A 24996-nucleotide genomic window follows, 5' to 3' on the forward strand; every position below is an offset into this window, starting at 1 on the left:
GGCGCTACACCGTCAGTGCGAAGTTGGGGTCGACGCCGTAGAGCGCCAACGCGGCGGACAAGACGACCACGGGTATCGAGACCAGCGAGAAACGCATCGATCGGCCGACGGCCTCGCCGACACCGACGGGGCCGCCGCCCGCGCTGTACCCGTAGTAGCAGTGACTGACCATCACCACCGCGGTGATGATGATCGCCTCCAGAAACGACCAGAAGACGTCGTCGGGGCGCAGGAACGTCCGGAAGTAGTGCTCGTAGGTGCCGGTCGACTGGCCGTAGAGGACCGTCGTGGTGATCTGCGGGGACAGGAACGCCATGATCATCGCCATCGCATAAAGCGGGATGATCACCGTCAGCCCTGCCAGGATCCGGGTGGTCGCCAGGAAGCAGATCGACTTGATGCCCATCACTTCCAGGGCGTCGATCTCTTCGCTGATCCGCATCGCGCCCAGCTCGGCGGTGGCACCGGCGCCGACCGTTGCCGCCATGGCCACACCGGTGACCACCGGCGCGGCGATGCGGACGTTGATCAGCGCGGCGAAAAAGCCGGTGAACGCCTCCACGCCGATGTTCCCCAGCGACGCGAAGCCCTGGATGGCGACCAGCGAACTGCCGGACAACGTGACGAAACCGACGATCGCGGCGGTGCCGCCGACGACGGCCATCGCACCGGTGCCCATTCCGATCTGAGCGATCAGCCGCAGCGTCTCCTTGCGATAGCGGCTCAGCGCGAACGGGACGTTCCCGATGCTGACCAGCGCGAACCACGCCAGCCGGCCGGTGGTGTCCAGCCCGCGGACCGCCGCCCCGCCATATCGGTTCAGATTGGCGGTGGCCCTGGGGAATCGGGCGCGTAATACCGCAGAAGTCGCCATGTCAGTGCCCCGTCCCGAACCGGACGCCGACCGTGGTCAGCACCACGTTGACCGCGAAAAGCGCGACCACGCAGAGCACGACGGTCTCGTTGACAGCGGTACCCAAACCCTTGGAGCCACCGCGGACGGTCAACCCGCGATAGCAGCCGACCAGCCCGGCGATCAGCCCGAACGTCGCCGCCTTGACCATTGCGATGACGACCTCGGGCAGGCCGGTAATGGTGGTGAGCGTGGCCAGGTAAGCCCCGCCCGACACGTTTTGCAGATAAACACCGAACAGATAACCGCCCACCAGCCCGACGGTGATCACCAGGGCGTTGAGCAACGTGGCGATGAGCGTCGCGGCAATGACCCGGGGAACGACGAGCCGGTGGATGGGGTCAATGCCCAGCACCTCCATCGCGTCGATCTCCTCACGGATGGTGCGGGCACCCAGATCGGCGCAGATGGCTGTCGACCCGGCGCCGGCCACCACCAGCACCGTGACCTGCGGGCCGAGCTGGGTGACGGCCCCGATCGCCGCGCCGGCACCGGAGAGGTCGGCGGCACCGAACTGGGCCAGCAGCACGTTGAGCGTGAAGATCAGCAGGACGGTGAACGGCACCGAGACCAAGATGGCCGGCAGCAGCGCGACCCGCATGATGAACCAGCACTGCAGGATGAACTCGCGCCATTGGAACGGCCGTCGAAACAGCGCCTTTCCGGTCAACACACACATTCGAAAGAATCCGCCGACGAGTGTGAGGGGCGTTTCCAACTGGTCCCGCAGATAGCCCATCAGGTGCGGACGCGTCGAGGTCGTCGTCACTGTCGCCTCCTCACCATGGGACCGCTCGGGTTGCGGCGTAACGGCCGATCATGTCGCACGCCTTCCTCCTTGCCCCATCCCTAGGTGTGTGACCGTCGGCTCCCTACCTGCAGGTAGTAACGGAGACCACAGGAATGTACCTGATGGCCGTCGGCGTGTGAACCGCATCCTCACAATTAACCCTTCGTCAACAGCGGGCAACCCGCAAAGGTCCTGTCAGTCGTCCTCTCTTAGCGTTGAATGCATTGGCACAGAACGATTTTCGAAGCTCTTCCGAGCTCCGTAGCGCAACCGCAATTCGGTTTTGAGCACCTTACCGGCAGGGTTGCGGGGCAGCGCCTCGACGATCTCGAGCGCCTTCGGGTGCTTGTAGCGCGCGAGCCGCTCGGTCAGGTACTCAGTTAGGTCTTCGATCCGGAGGGGGGCGTCCGTTACAGCCGCGATGGCAACCGGCACCTCGCCCCACTTTTCGTCGGCCCGGCCGACCACCGCGACTTCGGCGATACCAGGGTGGCCGGCCAGAGCGTTTTCCACCTCGGCGCAGTAGATGTTCTCGCCGCCGGAGATGATCATGTCCTTCTTGCGGTCGACCACCCAGACGTAGCCGTCGGAGTCCATCCGAACGAGATCCCCGGAATGAAACCAGCCGCCGGCGAACGCTTCCGCGGTGGCCTCCGGATTGTTCCAATAGCAGCTCATCAATGTCGGTGCGCGGTAGACGATTTCACCCACCTCACCGACCGGGACGTCGTTCATCTGATCGTCGACCACGTGGGCGGCGACCGTAGGAATCACCTTGCCGACCGAGCCGCGCTTGCGGATCGCGTCTTCGCCGAGCAGCATGCAGGTGACCGGCGACATCTCGGTCTGGCCGAACGCGGCCAGAATCTGCGTTCCGGGAAAGACCTCCGACATCTGCCGCAGCAACGCGTCCGGCGCCGGTGCGGCCCCCCATGACATCACCCGCAGTTTCAGGTTGCGCGGCCTTGCCTGCTGCTCGGCGCACACCGCCTGCCATTGCGCGGGCACCAGAAAGATGCCGGTGACCCGCTCTGCGGCCAGCACGTCGAGCAGTTGACCGGGATCGAACGCGCCCAGCGGGTAGAGCACTGTGGTGACACCGAGCAACATCCCGGTCAGCATGTTGCCGATCCCGGCGATGTGGAACAGCGGGACACCGATGAAACCGACGTCGCTGCTGATGTTGGCGCCGCTGGTGTACAGCGCGGTTATCGCCTGCCCGGTGAGATTGGCGTGCGTCAGCACCGCACCCTTCGGCCGGCCGGTGGTCCCCGAGGTGTACATGATCAGGGCCGGCGAGTCGTTGGGGATGTCGACCGGTGCGGGCGGGTTCCCGGTTTCGCTGATCAGATCGTCATAGCTCAGCACGGTGTCGTCGGATGCGCCGCCGGCCACCACGATCGTGTCCACCATCGGCCGGATGGCGCGGACACCGGTGGCCACCGGTGCCAGCACCGACTCGGTGATCAGCACCCGCGGTGCGCAGTCCGCTACCAGCAAGGCGATCTCCGTCGGGGTGAGCCGGAAATTCAGTGGCACCGCGATGGCCCCGAGCATGTTGGCCGCCAGCACCGACTCGATGAACTCGGTGCGGTTGAGCATCAGGATCATCACCCGGTCGCCGAAGCCGACCCCTCGACGGCTCAGGGCGCCGGCCAGCGCGGTGACCCGATAGTGCAGGTCAGACCACGTCACGGTGTGACCTAGAAAGCGGAGCGCGGTCGCCTCGGGCTGCATCAGGGCATGCCGCTCGAGCTGGTTGACCCAGTTTTGCCGCCGGGCCAGATAGGGCTGCTCCAGGCCGGCTGCGGCCTGGCTCAGATGACTGGCCAGTTGCGCGGTCAACTGTGCGATCCCTTCACTCCTGCACCGCTTGCGTCATGCTGATATTTGATAAAACATGGTGTTATCTGGGTCACATTAACGGGCCCAGTGGCCCTAAAACAAGACCTGCAAAGTCCCGCCAAGCCCCCGAAAGTCCTGGCAGGCCGCATGAACGCTCCGCTATCCGCCCGGCCGCGAAGCCGGCGGCCACTGCGCAGGGCGCAGTTGTCCGACGAGGTGGCCGGCCATCTGCGGGCGGCGATCATGTCGGGGACGCTGCGTCCGGGCACGTTCATCCGCCTCGACGAGACCGCGGCCGAACTCGGGGTCAGCATCACCCCGGTTCGTGAGGCCCTGCTGAAGCTACGCGGTGAGGGCATGGTGCAGCTGGAGCCGCACCGTGGTCACGTGGTATTGCCGCTGACCAGGCAGGACATCGACGACATCTTCTGGCTGCAGGCCACCATTGCCAGGGAGCTTGCCGCCGCGGCAACCGCCCGGATCACCGATGTCGAGATCGACGAGCTGACCCGCATCAACGACGGGCTGGCCGCCGCCGTCGGGTCCGGTGACGCCGAGACCATCGCGACGCTCGAGTTCTCGTTCCATCGCGTCTTCAACCAGGCCAGCCACCGAATCAAGCTGGCCTGGTTCTTATTGAACGCCGCCCGCTACATGCCGGCGCAGGTGTTTGCCGCGGATCCGCGCTGGGGCGCGGCCACCGTGGACAATCACCGCCGGCTGATCGCGGCGCTGCGCCGCCGGGATGCGGCCGCGGTTGCCGAGCACACCGTCTGGCAATTCACCGACGCGGCACGACGACTGACCGAAACGCTGGACCGCAACGGAATCTTCGGCCAAGCCGACCGGTTTGCCCCGTCTTCCTAGCCGGTGGCCAGGTTCTCGGCGCGCTGTTTGAGGTTCTCGGCGAGCTGCTCGAGGACGTTGTTGAGCAGCATTTTCACCATGGGCGCGGGCACCGGCAGGCTGGGCTCGACGTCGATGTCCACCGTCAGCAAGCTGTTGGTGCCGGTCTCCACCACACTGAACAACTGTTCCTGCTTGATAAAGAGGTCGCCCTGCTGCATGACCGTTTGAATCTGATTCTCGCCCGGGTAATACACGGCGTGGATATAGATGCCTTCGAAGCCTTGGACGGCGGTGTCGAGCCGCACCTGGCTGGGACGCCCGTCGTCATAGCGGTGCAGCACCCAGGCGCCCTTGATCCCTTCGTTCCATTCCGGGTACCGCTCGATATCGGCGACGATGCCCATGATCGCCCCGGCGTCCGCGCTGACCTCGACGGTCTTGCTCAAAACTGGCATTGGCGAAGCATACCCGGGTAGCAAGAGGGCGCTGACCGCGCCGGTTCGGGCCTGATTTCGGGTGTGGCCCGGCCTATTTCACGCAGGGTTTCACGCCGGCTGCACGCAAGCTGTCGCCAGCAGTGAGCGGATGGCGTCGGGGATCGGGACGGGTTTGCGACTGGTCCGGTCGACGTAGACGTGCACCCAGTGCCCCAGCGCGGTGATCGGCTGCGGCCGGTCGGTATCGGCTCTGAACACGCCGAGCCGGTAGGTGACGCTGCTTCGGCCCAGGCGGGTGACTGCCAGGCCCACCGCCAGGCTTTCCGGGAAATGCAGCTCAGCGAAGTAACGGCAGCCCGACTCGGCGACGATGCCCAGCGAAGGGGTGGTGAGCGGGTCGAGGCCGGTGCCGGTGCTGATCCAGGCGTTGATCGCGGTGTCGAAGAGTTGGTAGTAGACGGCGTTGTTGAGGTGGCCGAACATGTCGTTGTCGGCCCAGCGGGTGAGCGCCGGCCACAGCACCGGGAAGTCGTCGCTGGTGAGGTTCTGCGGCGCAGGCGTTTCGGGCACCGACGGAACCGATCGGTCCGGCGATATCGAAGCCATGGTTGTATTCCAACATGTTTCACATCCGCGGCGCAGTGCTCGAGCGGATCGGGTCGGCACGCCCGTACGTCGAGTCGCGGCCTATCGGCGTGGCCGACCTCGATCTGGAAGCGCCCGGCAGCGACGAGGTGCTGGTCCGCATCGAGGCCGCCGGCGTGTGCCACTCCGATCTGTCGGTGGTCAACGGCAACCGGGTGCGGCCGGTGCCGATGTTGCTCGGCCATGAGGCCGCGGGAATCGTCGAGCAGGTCGGTGACCGGGTCGCCGACGTAGCCGTCGGCCAGCGAGTCGTGCTGGTGTTCCTACCGCGGTGCGAACACTGTCCGGCATGCGCGACCGAGGGCATGGCGCCGTGCCAGCCGGCCGGCGCGGCCAACGCGGCCGGAACATTATTGGGCGGCGCTATCCGACTCAGCCGGGAAGGCCACCCGGTGTACCACCACCTCGGTGTCTCGGGATTTGCCACCCACGCCGTGGTCAACCGGGCCAGTGCCATCCCGGTACCCGACGATGTGCCGCCGCAGGTGGCGGCCCTGCTCGGATGCGCGGTGCTGACCGGCGGGGGCGCGGTACTCAACGTGGGTAACCCGCGACCGGGACAGTCGGTCGCCGTCGTCGGACTCGGGGGCGTCGGGATGGCAGCGATGCTCACCGCCCTCACCTATCCCGACGTCCGCGTCATCGGTGTCGATCAGATACCCGAAAAGCTTTCCGCTGCAACGAAACTCGGCGTTCATGATACCTATACACCGCAGCGGGCCACCGATGCCGGAGTGAAAGCGGACGTGGTCGTCGAGGCCGTCGGTCACCCTGGCGCCCTGCAGACCGCGATCGCACTGACCGCCCCGGGCGGCCGTACCGTTACCGTCGGGCTGCCGCCCCCGGATGCGCGGATCAGCATCTCGCCGTTAGGTCTTGTCGCCGAAGGCCGGTCGCTGATCGGCAGTTACCTCGGTTCGGCGGTCCCCAGCCGCGACATTCCCCGGTTCGTGTCGCTGTGGCGGTCCGGCCGGTTACCGGTGGAATCGCTGGTGTCCTCGACGATTCGGTTGGACGACATCAACGCGGCGATGGATCATCTCGCCGATGGCACGGCGATCCGCCAGCTCATCACGTTCTGACTCTGTGGGCTCACGCCGGCACTAGCCCCACCACTGCGTATCGCTGAACAGTGTCTCGACCGACTCGACTGAGCCGCAGGGGATTCCGGCCGCCTGCAGCGCCTGACGCTTGAAGGCCCGGGCGGCCGAGCTGAGCACATGCTGCACCGGGCTGATCGTGCGATTCAGCCCCCAAGGCCACTCGTCACCCCACAGCGCCACCTCGCCCGACCGGTGCTCGAGCGCCTCGAGCACCCGGTCGCGAACGCGATCGTCTGCCGCGAACGCACCGGCGCTGACGGCCAGGCTCTGACCCGATGGCCCCCATGGGCGCGACTCGGTCAATCCGGTCTCCAGATCCGCGGCCCGGGCCCCGAGGATCTGCAACGGCCGGGTGCCGCCGCCCCCCGGCAGCAGTACCGTCACCTCCCAACCGGCCGTCACCCGGTCGTACAACCAGCCCCCGGCGGCGTGCACCACGTCGACGGCACTGGTGGCCACCACTTCGAGCCGGTAGCGCAGACACTCCGTGTCGGTCCGCGGCGCTCGGTGCGCAGCTGTCGTCAGGTAATCGCTGATGCCGAAAGTGGGAGTGATCATCGGTTCATTCCTCGTGCGTGGACCACCTGCGGACCGGTGGCTTCCCGCGGCTGTCAGGGGTGTCCGCCACACCGGATGGCCCACCGGGACCGGCCCGGTTTCGGCGAATCAGGTGACACGGCTCACTCGACAGCGTGACACTTTCGCGAAAATTTGTAAAGCATCCGGGACCGTCAAGACCCGCAGCGGGCCGCAAGTTCGACCAGAACTTCCTCGGTGTGCTGGCCCAGCGCGGGAGCCGTCCAGCGGGGCGCCCATGGCGTGCCGTGGAAATCCGCCGGCGTGGCCACCATCGGCACGCTCGATTCCCCGTGCGGCACCTCGACGATGCCGCCCGCGGCGTGGAACTGCTCGTCGGCGACGACGTCGCCGAGCGTGTTGACCGGGGACCAGAAGAAATCCGGTTCGGCGGCGAACGCCGCCACGTCATAGGCGGCGCGGTCGGCGTCGGGCCCGGTTTCGCCGTATCCGGTGATCAGCCCGTAGACCAGACGGGGGTTGTGGCCGGACACCGCATCGAAGTCGAGCCCCAGCCGTTGCAACGCGCCGGGGCGCACATTGGTCACGAAAACGTCTGTATCGCTGAGTAATTCGAAGGCAGTGCGGCGATCGGCAGCGGTAGTGAGGTCCAGCACGACGCTGCGCTTGGAACGGTTGTCCATTTCGAAAGGCGGGTTGACCCCGAGATCGCATCCCAGCATCCGGCCGAACATCCGGCCCGGATCACCGGTCGGCGGTTCGATCTTGATGACGTCGGCGCCCCAGTCGGCCGGGATCGCGGCCGTGGCCGGCCCGGCGACCCAGACCCCAAGCTCGACGACGGTGATGCCTGCTACCGGTCCCGCCATGGCTCATTCCTACCGTGGCTCGTCCGCCCGAGTTTCTGCGGGACCGAAGCCCGTATCCGGCAGCACGCGCCGGGCGCGGTTGGCGCATAACGTCGATTCCGCATCGCGTACGCACAGCTGCTCGAGACGGGAAGCCGGCCGCAGCGCCCGGTCATACCCCACTCACATCTTGGGTAACGGCAATCCGTAGCGGATACCGGCGGGCCACCGCTTACGCTTACCTGACAGCATGACATCGCCGGGGTTCGCGGTCCGCCAGCAGCGATCCCGCAACCCCGCCCTCGATGTACCCGGCTCGCGGCGACGCGGTCACCATGGCCGCGGTGCGGATGCCCCAATTGGGAGGAGCCTCATGAGTCTGGTGGCCGGACATGGTCCCCTCAGCCGGAACCCGGCCGGACACTTCTGTCCGCCGATACCTACCAACGTCGTCTACATCGAACCGCATCTGCGCCGGATCCAGGCATTCCGCAATGGGCGGCTGGTCATCGACACCGAGCGGGCGCTGCTGGTACATCGGCGTGATCACCCGCTCAGCTACGCTTTCCCGTCCGACGAGGTCGGCGACCTACCGACCGAGCCCGAATCCGAAGCCCCCGGCTATGTTCGCGTGCCGTGGGACGCCGTCGACACCTGGGTGGAGGAGGGCCGCAAACTCGTCCACTATCCGCCTAATCCGTACCACCGGATCGACTGCCGCCCAACCACGCGTCACCTCAACGTCTCTCTCGCCGGGACTGCGTTGGTGGACACCCACGACACGGTGATCGTTTTCGAGACGTCGCTGGAACCGCGGCTGTACGTGGAACCTTCGCAGGTGCGCACCGATCTACTGCGGAAGTCGGATACGTCGGGCTACTGCAACTACAAGGGCGTCGCGGCCTACTGGTCCGCCGTCCTGGACGACGTCTTCGTCGAAGACGCCGCGTGGAGTTATCCAGATCCGTTTCCGGAAAGCTTGCCCATCAAGGGATTGCTCAGCTTCGACGATACCCGCATCGATGTCATCGCGGAGCTGCCAGGCCGCGTTCTCGGGGCGACAAGGGTGCTGTGATCGGCGACGAAAGGTCAGTCGGCATCGATCACCAGAATCCGGAACCGCTCGATGCTCTCCAGCACATGAGCGAGGCTGTCGCCGGGCAGCCTCACGTGCACCCAGGTAACGCCAAGGGCTGCAAGCTTTTCCAACCCGGACAGGTAGGCGTCGGCGTTGAAGCCGTCGTTCGCCGGGCTGCCCCCGTCGGCGTTGGTGAAAGTGATGTCGATTGCCGACCAGTCCCGGCCGGCCGCGTCGCAGTTGCGCCGTAAGTCCTCGATAGCGTCGGCAAGCCGGTCCACCGAGTCGATGGCCGCGGTACCCGCGGTCTGGGCCAGCCGCGCAGGGGCGGGGAACGGGCACCAGCCGTCACCGTAGCGGGCGACGCGACGGCGGGCAGCCCGCGTGTTGCCACCGATCCAGATCGGCGGCGGACGCAGCGGTCTGGGATGCGCGGTGATACCACGCGCAGTGAAATGCCTTCCCGCAAAAGATATGTCATCGCTGCTCCACACCGCGCGGATGACCTGCAGCGCCTCCTCGAACAGCTCGGCACGCTCGTCGTAGTCGACACCCAGTGCCGCGAATTCCCGTTTCAGATATCCCACGCCGACCGCCAGCGTGAACCGGCCGCCGGACAGCAGGTCCAGCGTTGCGCCGGACTTGGCCACCAGGAACGGGTTTCGGTACGGCAGCACCACGATGTTGGGAATCAGGCGCAGCGTCGTGGTCCGTGCGGCGGCAAAACCCATGGCGACAAACGGATCCAACGCGTCATGGCCGCCCGCTTGAAGCCAGCGCTGCGACGGGGCCGGGTGGTCGGTGAAGCCGAACCCGTGAAAGCCGGCGTCTTCGGCCGCCGCGGCTATCTCCGCGATACTCGCCCCGGACAACAGCTCCGGATTGTAGGGATGACTGTGCATCGGGTGGGTGACGGCGAAGCGCATACCGCTAGAACCGGGACCGGGCGTCGATCGCCGTGTCGGTGGTGCGCAGCGGCCGGATCATCGCCTCCTGGGCAAAGGAGGCGATGAGTCCGCCCTCCTCGGTGTGCACGGTGCCGCGGACGTACGACATCCCGGCGCCGACCTGCGTGCTCTCGTGGGTGTAGAGCAACCAGCCGTCCCAGCGCACCGGTTCGTGAAAGGCCACCGAGATCGTCATCGGCGCGGTGGACACGGTCAGATGCGCCTGGCTGGTACCGATGCCCGGGTGCGCCCGCATGGTGGTCGAAATGCCCAGGTGGCCGGTGAAGTACGCAACCAGCGCCTTGGCCAGGTCGTCACGGGCCGGGATGGGGTCGTAGCGCAGCCACGCGTACAACTCGGGCGGTCCCACCTCGTCCGGACTGTTGACGTCCACCACGTCGACCAGTCGCAACTCGCGTCCGATCATCGGCATCTGCGAGGCGTTGGCGTCCGCGGGCGCCGCGACGCCGGGCCGCGGCAGGTGATGGCGGATCACGTCGCCGGTGGGGACGTCGACCAGGACCGTCATGGTGATGCAGCGCCGGCCGTCCTGCTGCGCCGAGACGACGGCGGTGGCGGTGGACCGGCCCTCGTGCACGACGTCGAGGAGCAGCTCGACCGGCGGACCGACCGCGACGGCGCGGGAAAACACCGCGTGCGCCGACCGCACCGACTTGCCGTGGAATCGCTTGGCGACGGCGACGATTGCCTGTGCGAGCACCTGGGTGCCCTCCACCACCCGCCGGCCGTCCTGCCCGGCGATGCCGGTTTCGGCACTGAACCGATCGGTGCCCTGGGGCCGTACCTCGAAGAGCTCGAGCAGCCGATCGACCGACCATTGGGCCTGTTCAGAATCTGTCGTCAACTGCGTTCACCTCTTGCTCGCGACGCCAACTCACGGCCCAGCGTGACACTTTGAGCCAAGTTTGTAAAGGTTCTCAGGTGGCCTCGCGTCCGCGGGCCACCGGTCGAAACCACGTGACACTTGGCCGATGTTTTGTAAAGTTTGAGGCATGAGCCAGGCGTTTGGGGCAACAGCTGCGACCGAGACCGACAATTCGACCCGGCTGCGGATCCTGGCGGCCACCGCGGAGGTGCTCGGCCGCAGCGGCAAGACCAAGCTCAGCCTCTCGGAGGTCGCGGCCCAGGCCGGAGTATCGCGTCCGACCCTCTACCGCTGGTTCGCTTCCAAAGAGGAGTTGCTCTCCACATTTTCGCGCTACGAGCGCCAGAACTTCGAAAGCGGACTGGCCGACGCGACGGCCGGGCTCAAAGGCGTCGAAAGGCTGGATGCCGCACTGCGTTTCATCGTCGACTACCAGTACTCCTATTCGGGTGTCCGGATGGTCGATGTCGAACCGGAGTTGGTCATCGCGCAGATGTCCGGCGTGATACCCGAGATGCGTGACGGCTTGCAGCGGCTGCTTCCGGGCCCTAATGCCGCGGTGAAGGCAGCGACGGCAATCCGAGTCGCGATCTCGCACTACATCGTTCGAAGCGACGACGCCGACCAGTTCCTGGCTCAGTTGCGCCATGCCGTCGGCATCAAGGGAGCCGACTGAAACCTGCCGACCGGGCCTTTAATTTTAATCGAACAACACCGCCGCGTTGAGATAGCCGGTCGGGTCCAGCGCGGCCTTGAGGGTTCGCATGACGGCGATATCGGCGGGCTCCCGCGACATCCCCAGGTACCGGCGCTTGCGGCTGCCGACGCCGTGCTCCGAGCTGACGTTGCCGCCGCACTCGGCGATCAGTCCCATCAGCTCCGGATACAGCGCAGGTTCGCGGTCCGGCGGCAACCGCAGCACGTTGAGGTGCAGATTGCCCTCACCGATGTGGCCGAACAGCACCGGCAGCGCGTCGGCAACGTGAGCGTGGACCAGACTGACCGCATCCCGGGCAAATCTGCCGATCGCCGGCAACGGCAGCGAAACGTCGACCTTCATCGGTGGCCCATAGCCGCCCAACACCTCGGCCAGCGCTTCCCGGGTACGCCACAACCGTTGCCGCGCAGCGCTATCCACGCCTACGGCCGGCTCGCCGCAGCGCCGCATCTCGCCGAGCAGCCCGGCGAGCCGATCGGTCTGATCGTGGTCGGCTGCCAGCTCCACCAGCAGCAGCCAGTCGCCCTCGACGGGAGCGGCCAGTCCCAGCTGCTCGCGGGTCAGCGCGGCGGCGCGGCCGTCGATCAATTCCAGTGCCGCGATTCCGTCCGCGTCGCGCAACACCCGTCCGGCATCGACCAGCGCGTCGAGGTCGGCGAACCCGCAGACCGCCGTCACCCGATGCGACGGAGCCGGATGCAGCCGCAGATCCAGCTCGGTGATGACGCCCAACGTGCCTTCGGCGCCGACGAACAGCGCCGGCAGGTCGTAGCCGGTGTTGTCGCGGCGCACCCGGCTGTGCCGGTGCAGCACCGAGCCATCGGGCAGTGCCACGTCTAGACCCAGCACCTGCTCGCTCATGTTGCCGTAGCGCACCGTACGCAGGCCGCCGGCGTTGGTAGCGGCCATCCCGCCGACGGTCGCGGAATCGCGAGCCGACAGGTCGACGCCGAACACCAGGCCCGCCGCCGTCGCGGCGTGTTGCACCGCCGCCAGCGTGGCCCCGGCGCCCGCCTCGACACGGCGTTCGAGGACGTCGACATCGCCTACCGCACAGAGTCTTTCGGTGGACAGCAGTACGTCGTCGTGTTGCGGAACGGTGCCGGCCACCAGGGAGGTGCGACCGCCTTGCACGGTGACGTAGGCCCCGGCGTCCCGGCATACCCGCAGCACCTCGGCGACCTGCTGGGCGCAGCCGGGCCGCACCAGCGCACTGGCCCGGCCCCGATAGCGGCCGGTGTGGTCGACGCTGCGCGCGGCGAGCACGTCGGCATCGGTGGTGACGTGGCTCGAACCGACGGCGGCGGTCAGGCCGCGCAGCATGCTCATGGCGCGTGCGAAGCCTCGTCAAGCGCCAGTCGACGGACGTTTCCGGCGCCGACGCGGACGACGCGAATCGCCATGGGGCTGCCCTCCGTCAAGCTGCGATGCTGTTACCGTTTCCAGACCGTAGTCCATCATCCGGCGGGCTCCGAACATCGCGTGGAGGGGCTGTGGCCGAACGCGAAGACGTCTATTTCACCTCCGGCGCCGACCGGATCAGCGCGTGGCTCTACCGCCCCACCGGCAGCGGTCCGTCGCCGCTGCTGGTCATGGCGCACGGTCTGGGTGCGGTGCGCACCATGCGGTTGGACGCCTACGCCGAGCGGTTCAGGGCGGCCGGTTACGCCTGCCTGGTGTTCGACTACCGCAACTTCGGCGACAGCGAGGGCGAGCCCCGCCAACTGCTCGACATCGGTATGCAGCTTGCGGACTGGACGGCGGCGGTGGCCTATGCGCGCACCGTCGAGGGTATCGACCAGAGCCGAATCGGCTTGTGGGGCACGTCGTTTGGCGGCGGGCACGTCATCACCACGGCAGCCCGGGTGCCGGGTATCGCCGCCGTCGTGGCGCAGTGCCCGTTCACCGACGGCGTCGCCTCCGTCCGCGCGATCAACCCGGTGACGGTCGCGCGCCTCACCGCGCTGGCGCTGCGCGACGTCGTCGGCGCCGCGGCCGGACGACCCCCGGTGCTCGTTCCCACCGTCGGCAAGCCCGGCGAGGTTGCGGTGATGACCGCCCCGGACGCCTACGACGGCTACCTCGAGCTGGTACCCGAGGGTGTGGAGTTGCGCAACGAGATCGCCGCCCGGATCGCGCTGCGGGTCCTCACCTATCGTCCAGGCCGGCTGGCCGCGAAGGTCCGCTGCCCCATCCTGTTCTGCGTGTGCGAGACCGACTCGGTGGCGCCCGCCGGCGCGACCCTACGTTACGCCGCCCAAGCTCCCTGCGGTGAGGTCAAGGTGTATCCCGAGGGGCATTTCGCCATCTATGTCAACGACGCGTTCGAGCGCGCCGTCGCCGACCAGATCGCATTCCTGGACCAGCACCTGAAAGCTTGCTAGCCTCGCGCTTTCATGCCGTCCGATACGGGCAAACGCCAGACTTCCCGGCAAGACCGCTCTACCCTCGGTAATTACCCAATACCCGCGGTTGCGGTTAGTTGCGGTGGGACAGGGCGGGGCCCGTTGGCGGGAAGGACGGGAGATGTCGCATGTGTTTGCTGCCCCGGAGCTATTGGCGTCTGCCGCGACCGAAGTCGACGGTATCGCCGCGGCGGTAGGCGCGGCCAACGCGGTGGCTGCCGGACCGACGGCCAACCTGCTGGCAGCGGCCGGTGACGAGGTTTCGGCGGCTACGGCCGCGCTGTTCAATGCCTACGCGCAGGAGTACCAGGCGGTCGTCAGGCAGGCTGCCGCGTTCCACCACGAGTTCACCCGAGCACTGGCCGCCGCGGCGGGTGCCTACGCCCAGGCCGAGGCCACCAACGCGGCTTTGCTGAACGGGGCTCTGACCGGGGCTCTGTCGAATGCGCGCACCGCGGTCACCGCACCGATCCAATCGTTGTTGACGAGCGCGGGGGTCGGCACCGGCGGAGCCAACGCGCTGACGACGGTTCCGGCCGCGGCCTCCCAGGTTGCGCTGATCATGGGCGGCACCGCAAACCCCGACCCCGACCCCATCTACCTGAATCTCATCAACAACAGATACATTCAGCACCTCTTCCCCGGGGCCATCCCGAAGGCGCTCTTCACACCCGAGCAGTTCTGGCCGGTTACCCCCCAACTCGGCAACATGACCTTCAACCAATCCGTCGCCCAGGGTGTGACGGCGCTGAACAATGCCATCAATGCCCAAATAGCTCTGGGAAATAAGGTCATCGCTTTCGGCTATTCGCAGAGCGCCACCATCGTCAACAACGAAATCAACGCGCTCATCGGGGCGGGCTCCCCCCATGCGAGCGACATCTCGTTCGTCATGATCGGCAATCCCAATACGCCCGACGGCGGACTGCTGTCACGCTTCCCCGGCTTCTACATCCCGTTCCTGGATGTGTCGTTCAATGGCGCGACCCCGCCGAACAGTCCTTATGCGACCACCATTTACACCGCCCAGTACGACGGCATCGCCAACGCCCCGCGATATCCGCTCAACATCTTGTCGGACATCAACGCCTTCATGGGCTACTTCTACGTGCACAACACCTATCCGACGCTCCCGGCCAGCGAGATCGCCAACGCGGTGCCCTTGCCGACCTCTCCGGGCTACGCCGGCAACACCCAGTACTACATGCTGCTGACCCAAGACCTACCGCTGGTCCAGCCGATTCGCGACATTCCCTATGCCGGCCCGCCGATCGCCGACCTGTTCCAGCCACAGTTGCGGGTGCTCGTCGACCTGGGCTACGCCGACTACGGACCGAATTACGCGAACGTTCCGACCCCGGCCGGGCTGTTCTCGATTCCCAACCCGTTTGCCGTCGGCTACTACCTGGCCTTGGGAAGCTTGCAGGCGCCCTACGCCGCCGTGGTGGAAATCGGCGTGGAAGCCGGATTCTGGGGCCCGGAGTGGTTCCCGCAGGCTTATCCGTGGATTCCGTCCATCAATCCGGGGCTGCATTTCTATACCGGCCAGCCCGAGGTGACATTGCTGTCCCTGCTGAGCGGGGGCCTCGGGTCGCTGCTGCATGTGATTCCGCCGCCGGTCTTCGCGTGAGATGACGGCGCCGGGCCCGATCGGGACGAGTCCGCGTGGCCAAAAACGGGCAATCGCCGGACTTACCGGCAGGACCGCCTTACCCTCTGTTCATACCTGATACCCGCAGTCGCAGGCCCTCTCCGTGTTCGACCGGAAGGCGCCCGGTTTGCAAAGGACTTAGCGATGTCGTATTTGCTTACTGCGCCAGAAATGGTGGCGACGGCCGCCACCGACCTGGACGTGATCGCGGCGGCGCTCCATGCGGCCAACGCGGCCGCGGCCGGCCCCACGACCGGGTTGCTGGCGGCGGCCGAAGACGAAGTGTCGAGGGCCGTCGCGACGCTGTTCGGCGCCTTCGGTCAGGAATATCAGGCTGTTGTCACCCTGGCCGCCGAGTTTCACAGCGAGTTCACCCGGGCACTGGCCGCGGCGGCGAACGCCTACGCACAAGCCGAGGCCGCGGCAGCGAACGCGCTGAGCGCATTCGACACGCAAGTCCATTCCCTGTTGGGCCCGCTGCTTCCCAACGCCGGGACCGGTGGCACCATCCCGCTGACTTCGATCGCCAGCCCAGCCACGCAAGTGGCCTTCATCATGGGCGGCACCGCTATCCCGTACCCCGACGCGATGTACGTGACAGGTGCTCAGACGCTGTTCATCCAGCCCCGTTTCCCCGGGGCCGTGTCGAACGTCCTGTACACGCCGGAGCAGGTCTGGCCGATCACGCTGAATCTCGGCAACCTGACCCTCGGCAGGTCCGTCGCTCAGGGTGTGGCTATCTTGAGCGACGCGGTCAATACGCAACTCAGCACCCTGGGGAACGGCGCCGTCGTGTTCGGCTACTCCCAGAGCGCCACGATTTCCACCATCGAAATACGCAATCTTATGAGCCAACCCGCTCCGCCGAGTCCCAGCGAGCTGGCCTTCGTGCTGACCGGTAACCCGAACAACCCCAACGGCGGGGTCCTGCAGCGCTTCAACGGCCTGTACCTCCCGATCCTGGATGTGCTGTTCAACGGTGCGACTCCGCCGGATTCGCCCTACCCGACCGTCATCTACTCGAACCAATACGACGGCGCCGCCAACTTCCCGCAATACCCGCTCAATCTCCTTGCGGACCTCAACGCCATCATCGGCGTTTTCGACGGTACCCATTTCTATGTCGGCCTAACGCCGGACCAGGTTGACAACGCGGTACTGCTGCCGACGTCCCCCGGCTACAACGGCAACACCCAGTACTACCTCGGTCTCACCCAGAACTTGCCGCTGACCAGCCTTATTCGTCCGATTCCCTATGTGGGGACCGCCCTTGCCGAACTGATCCAGCCGGACCTGCGGGTGCTCGTCGATTTGGGCTATTCCGACTACGGACCGGGCCTGAGCTATGCAGACATTCCCACCCCCGCCTCATTCCTGTCCGTTCCCAACCCGCTGGCCGTCAGCTACTACCTGGCCAAGGGCGCCGTGCAGGGAGTCCAAGCCAGCATGGTGAGTCTTGGGTGGTTACCGCCGTCCTACACGCCGACCGGGTATCCGTACGCTCCGTCGTTGGCCCCGGGCGTGAACTTCTTTCTGGGTCAGTCGAGCGTGACCGGGCTGTCGCTGCTAACCGGCGCGCTCGGCACCGCGGCCAAAGATCTGGGATGGATTCCGCCGTGGTGGTATTGATTTCGCCCATGCCGAGGCTTGCGCCTTGCTAAAATCACACTCTCGCTGACCAGGTGAAAACCCCCGTTTTCCAGTGCAAGAAAAGCTTGCTCGTCACCTCTTGGAAAACGCCGGATTGTCAGGGGAGGACGTGCAATGACGCACCTAATCGCTGCGCTCGAAACGATGGTGTCGGCGGCTACGAATGCGGAGCAGATCGGTTCGGCGATCAGCGCGGCCGGCGCCGCCGCCGCGGGGTCGACGACCAATGTGCTGGCGGCTGCTGCCGACGAGGTGTCGGCGGCGATCGCGAAGCTCTTCGGCACATACGGCCAGCAGCTCCAGGCGGCCCTTACGCAGGCCACCGCATTTCATGACGAGTTCGTCCAGACGCTGGCCGGTGCGGCAACCACCTACGCGCAAGCCGAGGCCGCCAATGCCGCCGCGGTGGCCAGTGCTCTCGGCGGACTCAACGCGCAGGTCCAGAGCCTGCTGGCCCCGGCGGTCAGCAACGCCGCCACCGCACCGGCACTGATGGCTGCCGCGGCACCCGCCGCCTCGACTGTGGCGCTGGTCATGGGCGGAACCTTCGACCCGGAGCCCTTCCCCCTGTACGTATCGCTGATCAACGACGCGTACATCCAGCCCTTCTTCACAGGGGCACTCGCGGCGGGGGTGAGCTACCCCGCCCAGTTGTGGCCGCTTACGCTGAATCTCGGTGGCCTGACACTCAACGAGTCCGTCGCCCAGGGCATGGTTGATCTCAAGACCGCGATCGCCTCTCAGATCGGTTCGGGCAACAAGGTCGTCAATTTCGGCTTCTCGCAAAGCGCCGTGGTTTCCACCAACGTCATCACCGACCTCATGGCCCTGCCCCCCGGCATGCGGCCCGACCCCAGCCAACTGTCGTTCGTGCTGGCCGGTAATCCCGCAACGCCCAACGGGGGCTTCTTCACCCGATTTCCAGGCATTACCATCCCCTGGTTGGACATAACATTCACCGAAGCGACCCCGCCGGATTCTCCCTACCCGACCACCATTTACGCCGCCCAATACGACCCGGCCAGCGACTTCCCGCGCTACCCGCTCAATTTCTTGGCCGACCTCAACGCGCTAATGAGCACCGGGCGACACGATACGTATCCAAACCTCGACGTCGCTGACGCGGTACCGCTGCCGACGTCTCCGGGCTATAACGGCAACACCCAGTACTACATGTTTATGACTAAGGACCTGCCATTGCTCCACCCGCTTCGTGACATTCCCATTGTGGGTGAGCCGCTCGCTGAGCTCATCCAACCCAATCTGCGGGTACTGGTCGATTTGGGCTACTCCGACTGGGGAAATGGCCAGGACTACGCGAATGTCGTAACCCCAGCCAGCCTGTTTTCCATACCGGACCCCTTCGTCGTCGGCAGAGAACTGGCCGATGGCACCGTCAAGGGTGTCCAAGCCTCGCTCGTGGAAGTAGGCGCATTGCCGCAGTCCGCACTGCCGAACGAATACCCATATCTTCCGTCCTTGGACACCGACGTGAATTTTTACGTGGGCCAGCCAACCGTGACGGACATATCTTTGCTTACTCGCGCCGTCGGGCCGCTGCTGAACTTGATTCCGCCTATCCACCACAATCCGCTGCTGACTCCTTTAGCACTTCCGTTGATTCCGCTAGTCGTTCCGTTGCTCCAGTAGCGCAGGTCAGGTGTAAGCGGAGAACTCCTGCTGGCGCGGCCCGGCCACGCCCGCCAGAAAGGACAGGTGATGTCGTACGTGCTCACCGCCCCCGAGATGGTGGCGACCGCGGCCACCGACGTATCGGGCATCCGATCGGCGATCAGCACGGCCAATGCGGCTGCGGCAGCACCGATCTCGGGAGTGCTGGCCGCCGCCGGAGACGAGGTGTCGACGGCCATCGCCAAGTTATTCAGCGCATACGGACTGGAGTATCAGGCCGTCGTGGAGCAGGCGGCAGCACTTCATGCCGATTTCAACGCGGCGCTGGCCGCGGCGGCGAGCGCGTATGCCGAAGCCGAGGCGGCCAGTGCAGCCCTGGTGTCCAGGGGCTCGACCGAGCTTGGCGCTCTCAACGCGCCGATCCGGGCGCTGTTGGGGTCGACGCCGGCGGGCACCGGATCCTCCGGTGCATTGGCTTCGATGATGAAGCTGGCTTCCGTGGACCCGCTGACGGCGCTGATCATGGGCGGTACCGACAATCCCCTGCCCGATCCCGCCTATGTGACGGCCATCAACAACGCCTACATCCAGCCCCGTTTCCCGGGAGCTGTACCGCAAGGCCTGTTCACGCCCGAGGAGTTCTGGCCGATTACCGGAACCCTGACGTTCGGCCAGTCCGTCGCCCAGGGCGTCACGCTGCTGAACAGCGAGATCGACCATCAGATCAACACCCTGGGTAACAGCGTCGTCGTTTTCGGCTACTCGCAGAGCGCCACGATTGCCACCAACGAGATCAACGCCCTCATGGCCGCCGGTTCGCCGTACACCGGCCAGCTGTCGTTCGTGCTGGCCAGCAATCCCAACAATCCCGACGGAGGCATCCTCGCGCGGTTCCCGGGTTTCTATATCCCGTTCCTCGACGTGCCGTTCTCTGGCGCGACGCCGCCGAACAGCCCCTACCCGACGTCGATGTACACAATCCAGTACGAGGGCGTCGCCAATGCGCCCCAGTACCCGCTCCATGTGCTCTCCAACATCAACGCCGTCATGGGCTACTTCTACCTGCACGACACGTACCAACATCTGACGGCCACCCAGGTCAGCAGCGCGCTACCGTTGCCGACCTCTCCGGGCTACACCGGCAACACCCAGTACTACATGTTGTTGACCCAAAACCTGCCGCTGGTCCAGCCGATTCGTGACATCCCGTATCTGGGTCCACCGCTTGCCGACTTGATCCAGCCCGACCTGCGGGTGCTGGTCGACTTGGGTTACGGCAACATCGGCGTCGGCGCCGACTATGCCAACGTTCCCACACCGGCGCGGCTGATCCAGCTGATCGACCCGTTCAGTGTCGGCTTCAATCTGGCCAAGGGCGCGGTGCAAGGACCACAAGCTGCGCTGGTGGATATCGGGCTGCTGCCGCCGTCCTACCTTCCGGACACCTATCCCTACGTTCCGTCACTGAATCCGGGGCTGTCGCTGAGCTTCGGCCAGCCCAGCGTGACGGGCCTGTCGGTGCTGAGCTGCACGCTCGGGTCGATACTGCACCTGATCCCGCCGGTGAATCCCTAACGACTGTCGGGGTCGCCGCTACGGTCCCAGCGGAGAATTCCTGCGGATCGACTCGTCGCGAATCAGCCCGCGCAGCAGCGCGGTGCTGAATTCGGCCGCGATCTCCTTGGCGGTGCGGCGGCCGCTAGGCCGCAGCCAGCGGTAGCTGCCCAGCGTCATCCCGATGTAGCCCAGCGCCACCACATGGGAGTCGCATTCGTAGAACTCGCCGCTGGCGATGCCGCGGTCGATGAGGCCGTGGACGTGCTCGTAGACCTGGGCTTCCTTCTCGCGGACCTCCGCCACCTGTTCGCTGGTGAACCATTCGGTGATGTAGGGCTGCTCCTGGAAGTACACCGCGGCCCGTTCCGGATTGCGCGCAATGCCGGTGAGCAGCCGCACGGTGTACTGGTAGAGCGCTTCGCGCGCCGTCCAGGACGGGTCGTCGTGCACGGCGGCGAGCGTGCCCTCGGCGGCTTGGCGGTAGATGTCGAACAGGATCAGCGCCTTGCTGGCGTAGTAGTGGTACACCGTCGCCTTGTTCAGCCCGATCACGTCGGCGACGTCATCCATCCGGGTGCCGTGATAACCGCGGGCAGCAAACAGCTTCGTGGCAACGGCCAGCAACTCCTCACGGCGCGAAAGCCCGTTCTCGGACGGCGTTTGTGGCATCGGTACTCGCTATCTCGCTGCCCGCGGGGCTCGGCGCCCCGAATCAAGGCTTGACCAATCAACTGGTTGGACAGTTTATGCAGGGCCGGCGCCGCCTGTCGCACCGACGCGGATCCGACTAGACTCCTGGGGGACCAAGTCGCGAGTCGATAGCGAGTCGAGAGGTGCGGTAATGGATCCAAGTCCTGACTACGACGTGAGCGACGAAATCGAGTTCTTCTTCAATTACCTGACCTGGGGCATCCGTGGGGTCGAGGACGGCAACGGCTATCCGCCGCCGGCCTACCCGCCCGTTTAGATATCCAGCGCCACCGTCGCCACCACCGCAACCGACAAGCTCCATCGCGGCTGGCTAGCCCTATGTTGGCGACCTGCCGTTTGTAACGATTGGTGATCCCAACCCGCCGCGGTCGCGACATTTGGGCCCGGCGGACGCTGGATTGGCCAAAATGCCGGACGTCCCTGCCAGGACTCTTCTAGGCTCTCTGGGCACCCGCTGTTGGGCTGGCCGTGCTTGGGAGGGCCGGTCCCGGTTGACGGGTAATCGCCTCAGTGTCGGACAGGAGACGAGATGCCCAGTGTGATCGCGGTCCCGGAGATGCTGGCGACTGCGGCCGCCGACGTGGACGGGATCGGTTCTGCGATCAGCGCGGCCGGCGCCGCCACTGCGGGCCCAACGGCCCAGGTGCTGGCGGCGGCCGGCGATGAGGTGTCGGTGGCCGCTGCGGCGCTGTTTCGCGCATACGCCCAGGATTGTCAGGTGGTCCTGCGCCAGGCCACGACCTTCCACAGCGAATTCACTCAGGCGCTGGCCGCCGCTGGGGCCGCTTACGCGCAGGCCGAGGCCGCCAACGCCGCGGCCATGTCGGGCGCACTCGACGCGCTCGGCGCGCCAGTCCAAGCGCTGCTGGGACTGGGCAACGCCGGACCTGGCGCCGCCGTGGGTACTTCGACGTCGACTGTGATGCTGTCCGGCAACCCGGTCACGGCGTTGATCATGGGCGGCACCGGGTATCCGACCTTCCCTGCGCCTGTCTTGGCGGCCCTCGAGAGCGCATACATCCAGCCGATCTTCGGGCCCAACAACCCGGTCGCCCAGTACACGCCCGAACAGTGGTGGCCGTTTATCGGGCACCTGTCACTCGACCAGTCCATCGCCCAGGGCGTCACTGCGCTGAACAATGGAATCAACGCGGAACTACAAAATGGGCGCGACGTCGTCGTTTTTGGCTACTCGCAAAGCGCCGCGGTAGCCACCAACGAGATACGTGCGCTTATGGCGCTACCAGTCGGCCAACAGCCAGACCCCAGCCGACTGGCTTTCATGATGATCGGTAATATCAATAACCCCAACGGCGGTATCCTCGAGCGTTACACCGGCCTTTACATCCCGTTCATGGATGTGTCGTTCGACGGTGCAACGCCATCGAATTCCCCCTACCAGACTTACATTTACACCGGCCAATACGACGGCTATGCCCACAATCCGCAATACCCGCTCAATATCTTGTCCGACATCAACGCCTTTATGGGCATCAGATTCGTCCACAACGCGTATCCCATCACGGCCGCCGACGTTGCGAATGCCGTGCCATTGCCGACATCCCCGGGTTACACCGGCAACACTCATTACTACATGTTCTTGACCCAGGACCTCCCGTTGCTGCAACCCCTTCGCGCCTTGCCCTTTGTCGGGCCCCCGCTCGCCGACCTGATCCAGCCGGACCTACGGGTGTTGGTCGATTTGGGCTACGGCTACGGCTACGCGGATGTGCCCACCCCCGCCAGCCTGTTCGGATTCGTCAACCCGATCACGTTGATCTCCCACCTGGCGACAGGGGCGGTGCAAGGCCCCCAGGCCGCCCTCGTAGATATCGGGGTGTTACCGCAGTCCAACCTGCCTGACACCTACCCCTATGTTCCGTCGGCGAATCCCGGCCTGGTATTCAACTTCGGCCAATCGAGCGTGACAGAGCTGTCGCTGCTGAGTGGTGCCATTGGGTCCGTAGCGCGATTGATTCCGACTGTCGTTTGAAACAGCCTCGCGCCGGGTTACACCTAACGGCTATAGCCGGCCTATAGCGCCTTGAGTTCCTCGGTGACCTCGCTCACCGATTTCTTCGCGTCGCCGAACAGCATCGTGGTGCCCTCGGCATAGAACAGCGGGTTGTCGATGCCGGCGAATCCGGAGTTCATCGACCGCTTGAGCACGATCACCGACTTGGCCTTGTCGACGTTGAGGATCGGCATGCCATAGATCGGACTGGACGTTTCGTTGCGGGCCGCAGGATTGGTGACGTCGTTGGCGCCGATGACGATCGCGACGTCGGTGCGGGCGAACTCGTCGTTGATGTCGTCCATGTCCTTCATCGCGTCGTAGTCGACCTCGGCCTCGGCCAGCAGCACATTCATATGCCCGGGCATGCGGCCGGCCACCGGGTGGATCGCGTACTTGACCGGCACACCCTTGTCCTCCAGCAATGACGCCATGTCCTTGACGGCATGCTGTGCCTGGGCCACGGCCAGCCCATAACCGGGCACCACGATGACCTGGTTGGCGTACGCCATCTGAATAGCGGCGTCGGCCGCCGACGTGGCCTTGACATGCTTGTCGCCGCCCCCGTCACCGCTGGGGGCCACCCCGCCGCCACCGAAACCGCCCGCGACGATGGCCGGGATCGAGCGGTTCATCGCCTTGGCCATCAGGTTGGTCAGGATCGAGCCGGACGCGCCGACGATCATCCCCGCCACGATCATCGCGGTGTTGTTCAGCGCCAGACCGGCCGCCGCGGCCGACAGCCCGGTCATGGCGTTGAGCATCGAGATCACCACCGGCATGTCGGCGCCACCGATGGGTAACACCACCATCAAGCCCAGCACACCGGCCGCCGCCAGCAGACCGATCATCCACCACAGCGACACCCCGCCGCTGCCGGGATGTGCGCCCAACCCGATCACCACCGCGGCCGCGACCGCCCCGGCCAGCAGCAGCAGGTTGACCGGCTGCTGCGCCTTGCCGAGACCGATCGGGCGGCCGGAGATGATCTCCTGCAGCTTGCCGAACGCGATGATCGATCCCCAGAACGAAATCGATCCGATGATGGCGGCAAACAGCGAGGCCACCACGATGTGCACGGTCGGCGACTCGCCATGTCGGAACGCGGAAAAGCCGCTGGTCTGGATGAATTCCGAGAGCGCGATGAGCGCGACCGTCCCACCGCCGACGCCGTTGAAGAACGCCACCAGCTGAGGCATGGCCGTCATCTTGGTCAACCGGGCCGGCGGCACGCCGAGCACCACACCCACCACCAGGCCCGCGATGATCAACGGCCACTGGCTGGTGTGCCGGATCATGACCAGCGTCGCCGCCACCGCGATGGTCATACCGACTGCGGCGATCAAGTTGCCGCGCACCGCCGTCTTGGGCCCGGTCAGGCCCATCAGGCCGTAAATGAACAGCGAGAACGCGAAGATATAAAGGCCGATCACCAAGTACGTCATTTGGCTGCCGGCTCCTCTTTCTTAGCGGCTTTCTTTGCGGCCTGTGCCTTCTTGCCCTTGAACATGCCCAGCATCCGGTCGGTGACGATGAAGCCGCCGATGACGTTCAAGGTGCCGAACACCACCGCGACGAACAGGATGATCTGCACCGCGATCGATGGGTGCTCGACCCGCCCGAACACCACCAGCGCCCCGAGCACCACGATCCCGTGGATGGCGTTTGTTCCCGACATCAGCGGGGTGTGCAGCGTGTTGGGCACTTTGGAGATCACCGCGAATCCGACGAACCCGGACAGCACCAGGATCGCCAGGTTCTCCAACAGTTGGTCGTACAT

General features: G+C 65.8%; 24 protein-coding genes. 11 read left to right on the forward strand and 13 right to left on the reverse strand.

Translation table 11 applies throughout. The annotated features are described in order from the left end of the window. Positions 1-4: 4 nt before the first annotated feature. From CDN38_RS12345 to fadD5, 3 genes are all read right to left on the reverse strand, one after another. On the reverse strand, positions 5-874 hold the full coding sequence (locus CDN38_RS12345) for an MlaE family ABC transporter permease (RefSeq protein ID WP_075512519.1): 870 nt from the start codon (positions 872-874) through the stop codon (positions 5-7). Position 875: 1 nt separating this feature from the next. Next, complete coding sequence (locus CDN38_RS12350) at positions 876-1652, reverse strand: MlaE family ABC transporter permease (protein WP_036395893.1); 777 nt, start codon at positions 1650-1652, stop codon at positions 876-878. Positions 1653-1898: 246 nt separating this feature from the next. Then, positions 1899-3548 (reverse strand): fatty-acid--CoA ligase FadD5, encoded by a 1650-nt coding sequence (gene fadD5 / locus CDN38_RS12355; RefSeq protein ID WP_075512520.1) that lies wholly within the window; start codon positions 3546-3548, stop codon positions 1899-1901. A gap of 147 nt (positions 3549-3695) precedes the next feature. Between fadD5 and CDN38_RS12360 the strand changes: the two genes are divergently transcribed. Further along, entirely contained in the window at positions 3696-4415 is a 720-nt protein-coding gene (locus CDN38_RS12360; RefSeq protein WP_075512521.1) for a GntR family transcriptional regulator, read from the forward strand. Here the strand turns inward: CDN38_RS12360 and CDN38_RS12365 are convergent. Both CDN38_RS12365 and CDN38_RS12370 read right to left on the reverse strand, forming a co-directional pair. Continuing rightward, entirely contained in the window at positions 4412-4852 is a 441-nt protein-coding gene (locus tag CDN38_RS12365; RefSeq protein ID WP_075512522.1) for an SRPBCC family protein, read from the reverse strand. The genes CDN38_RS12360 and CDN38_RS12365 overlap by 4 nt on opposite strands. 90 nt (positions 4853-4942) lie before the next feature. Continuing rightward, entirely contained in the window at positions 4943-5440 is a 498-nt protein-coding gene (locus CDN38_RS12370; protein WP_075512523.1) for an acyl-CoA thioesterase, read from the reverse strand. 14 nt (positions 5441-5454) lie between these two features. Here CDN38_RS12370 and CDN38_RS12375 point away from each other — a divergent pair, with 14 nt between their 5' ends. Further along, complete coding sequence (locus CDN38_RS12375; RefSeq protein ID WP_075512594.1) at positions 5455-6561, forward strand: alcohol dehydrogenase catalytic domain-containing protein; 1107 nt, start codon at positions 5455-5457, stop codon at positions 6559-6561. 21 nt (positions 6562-6582) lie between these two features. Here the strand turns inward: CDN38_RS12375 and CDN38_RS12380 are convergent, their stop codons facing one another. Continuing rightward, positions 6583-7140, reverse strand: coding sequence for a hypothetical protein (locus tag CDN38_RS12380; protein ID WP_075512524.1), 558 nt, complete (start codon positions 7138-7140; stop codon positions 6583-6585). Between the two features lie 173 nt (positions 7141-7313). After that, positions 7314-7988 carry a CoA transferase gene (locus tag CDN38_RS12385; RefSeq protein ID WP_075512525.1) on the reverse strand — a complete coding sequence of 225 codons (675 nt, stop codon included), beginning with the start codon at positions 7986-7988 and terminating at the stop codon, positions 7314-7316. Between the two features lie 352 nt (positions 7989-8340). On the opposite strand from CDN38_RS12385, the gene CDN38_RS12390 reads away from it, so the two are divergent. Next, on the forward strand, positions 8341-9042 hold the full coding sequence (locus CDN38_RS12390; protein ID WP_075512526.1) for a DUF427 domain-containing protein: 702 nt from the start codon (positions 8341-8343) through the stop codon (positions 9040-9042). A gap of 14 nt (positions 9043-9056) precedes the next feature. Here the strand turns inward: CDN38_RS12390 and CDN38_RS12395 are convergent, their stop codons facing one another. Both CDN38_RS12395 and CDN38_RS12400 read right to left on the reverse strand, forming a co-directional pair. Further along, on the reverse strand, positions 9057-9971 hold the full coding sequence (locus CDN38_RS12395) for an LLM class F420-dependent oxidoreductase (protein ID WP_075512527.1): 915 nt from the start codon (positions 9969-9971) through the stop codon (positions 9057-9059). Positions 9972-9975: 4 nt separating this feature from the next. Further along, a complete protein-coding gene (locus CDN38_RS12400; RefSeq protein WP_075512528.1) occupies positions 9976-10857 on the reverse strand; it encodes an acyl-CoA thioesterase in 882 nt (293 codons plus the stop codon). Positions 10858-11005: 148 nt separating this feature from the next. On the opposite strand from CDN38_RS12400, the gene CDN38_RS12405 reads away from it, so the two are divergent. After that, a complete protein-coding gene (locus CDN38_RS12405; RefSeq protein WP_075512529.1) occupies positions 11006-11554 on the forward strand; it encodes a TetR/AcrR family transcriptional regulator in 549 nt (182 codons plus the stop codon). A gap of 24 nt (positions 11555-11578) precedes the next feature. Here the strand turns inward: CDN38_RS12405 and CDN38_RS12410 are convergent, their stop codons facing one another. Further along, positions 11579-12919, reverse strand: coding sequence for an FAD-binding oxidoreductase (locus CDN38_RS12410; protein ID WP_075512595.1), 1341 nt, complete (start codon positions 12917-12919; stop codon positions 11579-11581). Positions 12920-13089: 170 nt separating this feature from the next. Between CDN38_RS12410 and CDN38_RS12415 the strand changes: the two genes are divergently transcribed. The 5 genes from CDN38_RS12415 (at position 13090) to CDN38_RS12435 (ending at position 20509) form a co-directional block, all read left to right on the forward strand. After that, positions 13090-13980, forward strand: a complete 891-nt coding sequence (locus CDN38_RS12415; protein WP_075512530.1) for an alpha/beta hydrolase — start codon at positions 13090-13092, stop codon at positions 13978-13980. A gap of 142 nt (positions 13981-14122) precedes the next feature. Then, positions 14123-15631, forward strand: a complete 1509-nt coding sequence (locus CDN38_RS12420; RefSeq protein WP_075512531.1) for a PE family protein — start codon at positions 14123-14125, stop codon at positions 15629-15631. A gap of 165 nt (positions 15632-15796) precedes the next feature. Continuing rightward, complete coding sequence (locus CDN38_RS12425; protein ID WP_075512532.1) at positions 15797-17281, forward strand: PE family protein; 1485 nt, start codon at positions 15797-15799, stop codon at positions 17279-17281. 135 nt (positions 17282-17416) lie between these two features. Beyond that, positions 17417-18952: a PE family protein gene (locus tag CDN38_RS12430; protein ID WP_075512533.1), complete on the forward strand. Its 1536-nt coding sequence runs from the start codon at positions 17417-17419 to the stop codon at positions 18950-18952. Between the two features lie 69 nt (positions 18953-19021). Further along, complete coding sequence (locus CDN38_RS12435; protein ID WP_075512534.1) at positions 19022-20509, forward strand: PE family protein; 1488 nt, start codon at positions 19022-19024, stop codon at positions 20507-20509. An 18-nt stretch (positions 20510-20527) separates the two neighbouring features. Here CDN38_RS12435 and CDN38_RS12440 read toward each other — a convergent pair whose 3' ends face one another. Continuing rightward, positions 20528-21160, reverse strand: a complete 633-nt coding sequence (locus tag CDN38_RS12440; RefSeq protein ID WP_036399235.1) for a TetR/AcrR family transcriptional regulator — start codon at positions 21158-21160, stop codon at positions 20528-20530. A 172-nt stretch (positions 21161-21332) separates the two neighbouring features. Between CDN38_RS12440 and CDN38_RS12445 the strand changes: the two genes are divergently transcribed. Both CDN38_RS12445 and CDN38_RS12450 read left to right on the forward strand, forming a co-directional pair. Beyond that, a complete protein-coding gene (locus tag CDN38_RS12445; protein ID WP_023369539.1) occupies positions 21333-21458 on the forward strand; it encodes a hypothetical protein in 126 nt (41 codons plus the stop codon). A gap of 273 nt (positions 21459-21731) precedes the next feature. Next, positions 21732-23195 carry a PE family protein gene (locus CDN38_RS12450; RefSeq protein WP_075512535.1) on the forward strand — a complete coding sequence of 488 codons (1464 nt, stop codon included), beginning with the start codon at positions 21732-21734 and terminating at the stop codon, positions 23193-23195. A 41-nt stretch (positions 23196-23236) separates the two neighbouring features. Here CDN38_RS12450 and CDN38_RS12455 read toward each other — a convergent pair whose 3' ends face one another. Next, positions 23237-24661 carry an NAD(P)(+) transhydrogenase (Re/Si-specific) subunit beta gene (locus tag CDN38_RS12455; RefSeq protein WP_075512536.1) on the reverse strand — a complete coding sequence of 475 codons (1425 nt, stop codon included), beginning with the start codon at positions 24659-24661 and terminating at the stop codon, positions 23237-23239. After that, positions 24658-24996, reverse strand: a complete 339-nt coding sequence (locus CDN38_RS12460) for an NAD(P) transhydrogenase subunit alpha part 2 (RefSeq protein WP_075512537.1) — start codon at positions 24994-24996, stop codon at positions 24658-24660. Before CDN38_RS12460 ends, CDN38_RS12455 begins: the two co-directional genes overlap by 4 nt.

Source organism: Mycobacterium ostraviense (assembly GCF_002705925.1).
GTDB classification, from domain to species: domain Bacteria; phylum Actinomycetota; class Actinomycetes; order Mycobacteriales; family Mycobacteriaceae; genus Mycobacterium; species Mycobacterium ostraviense.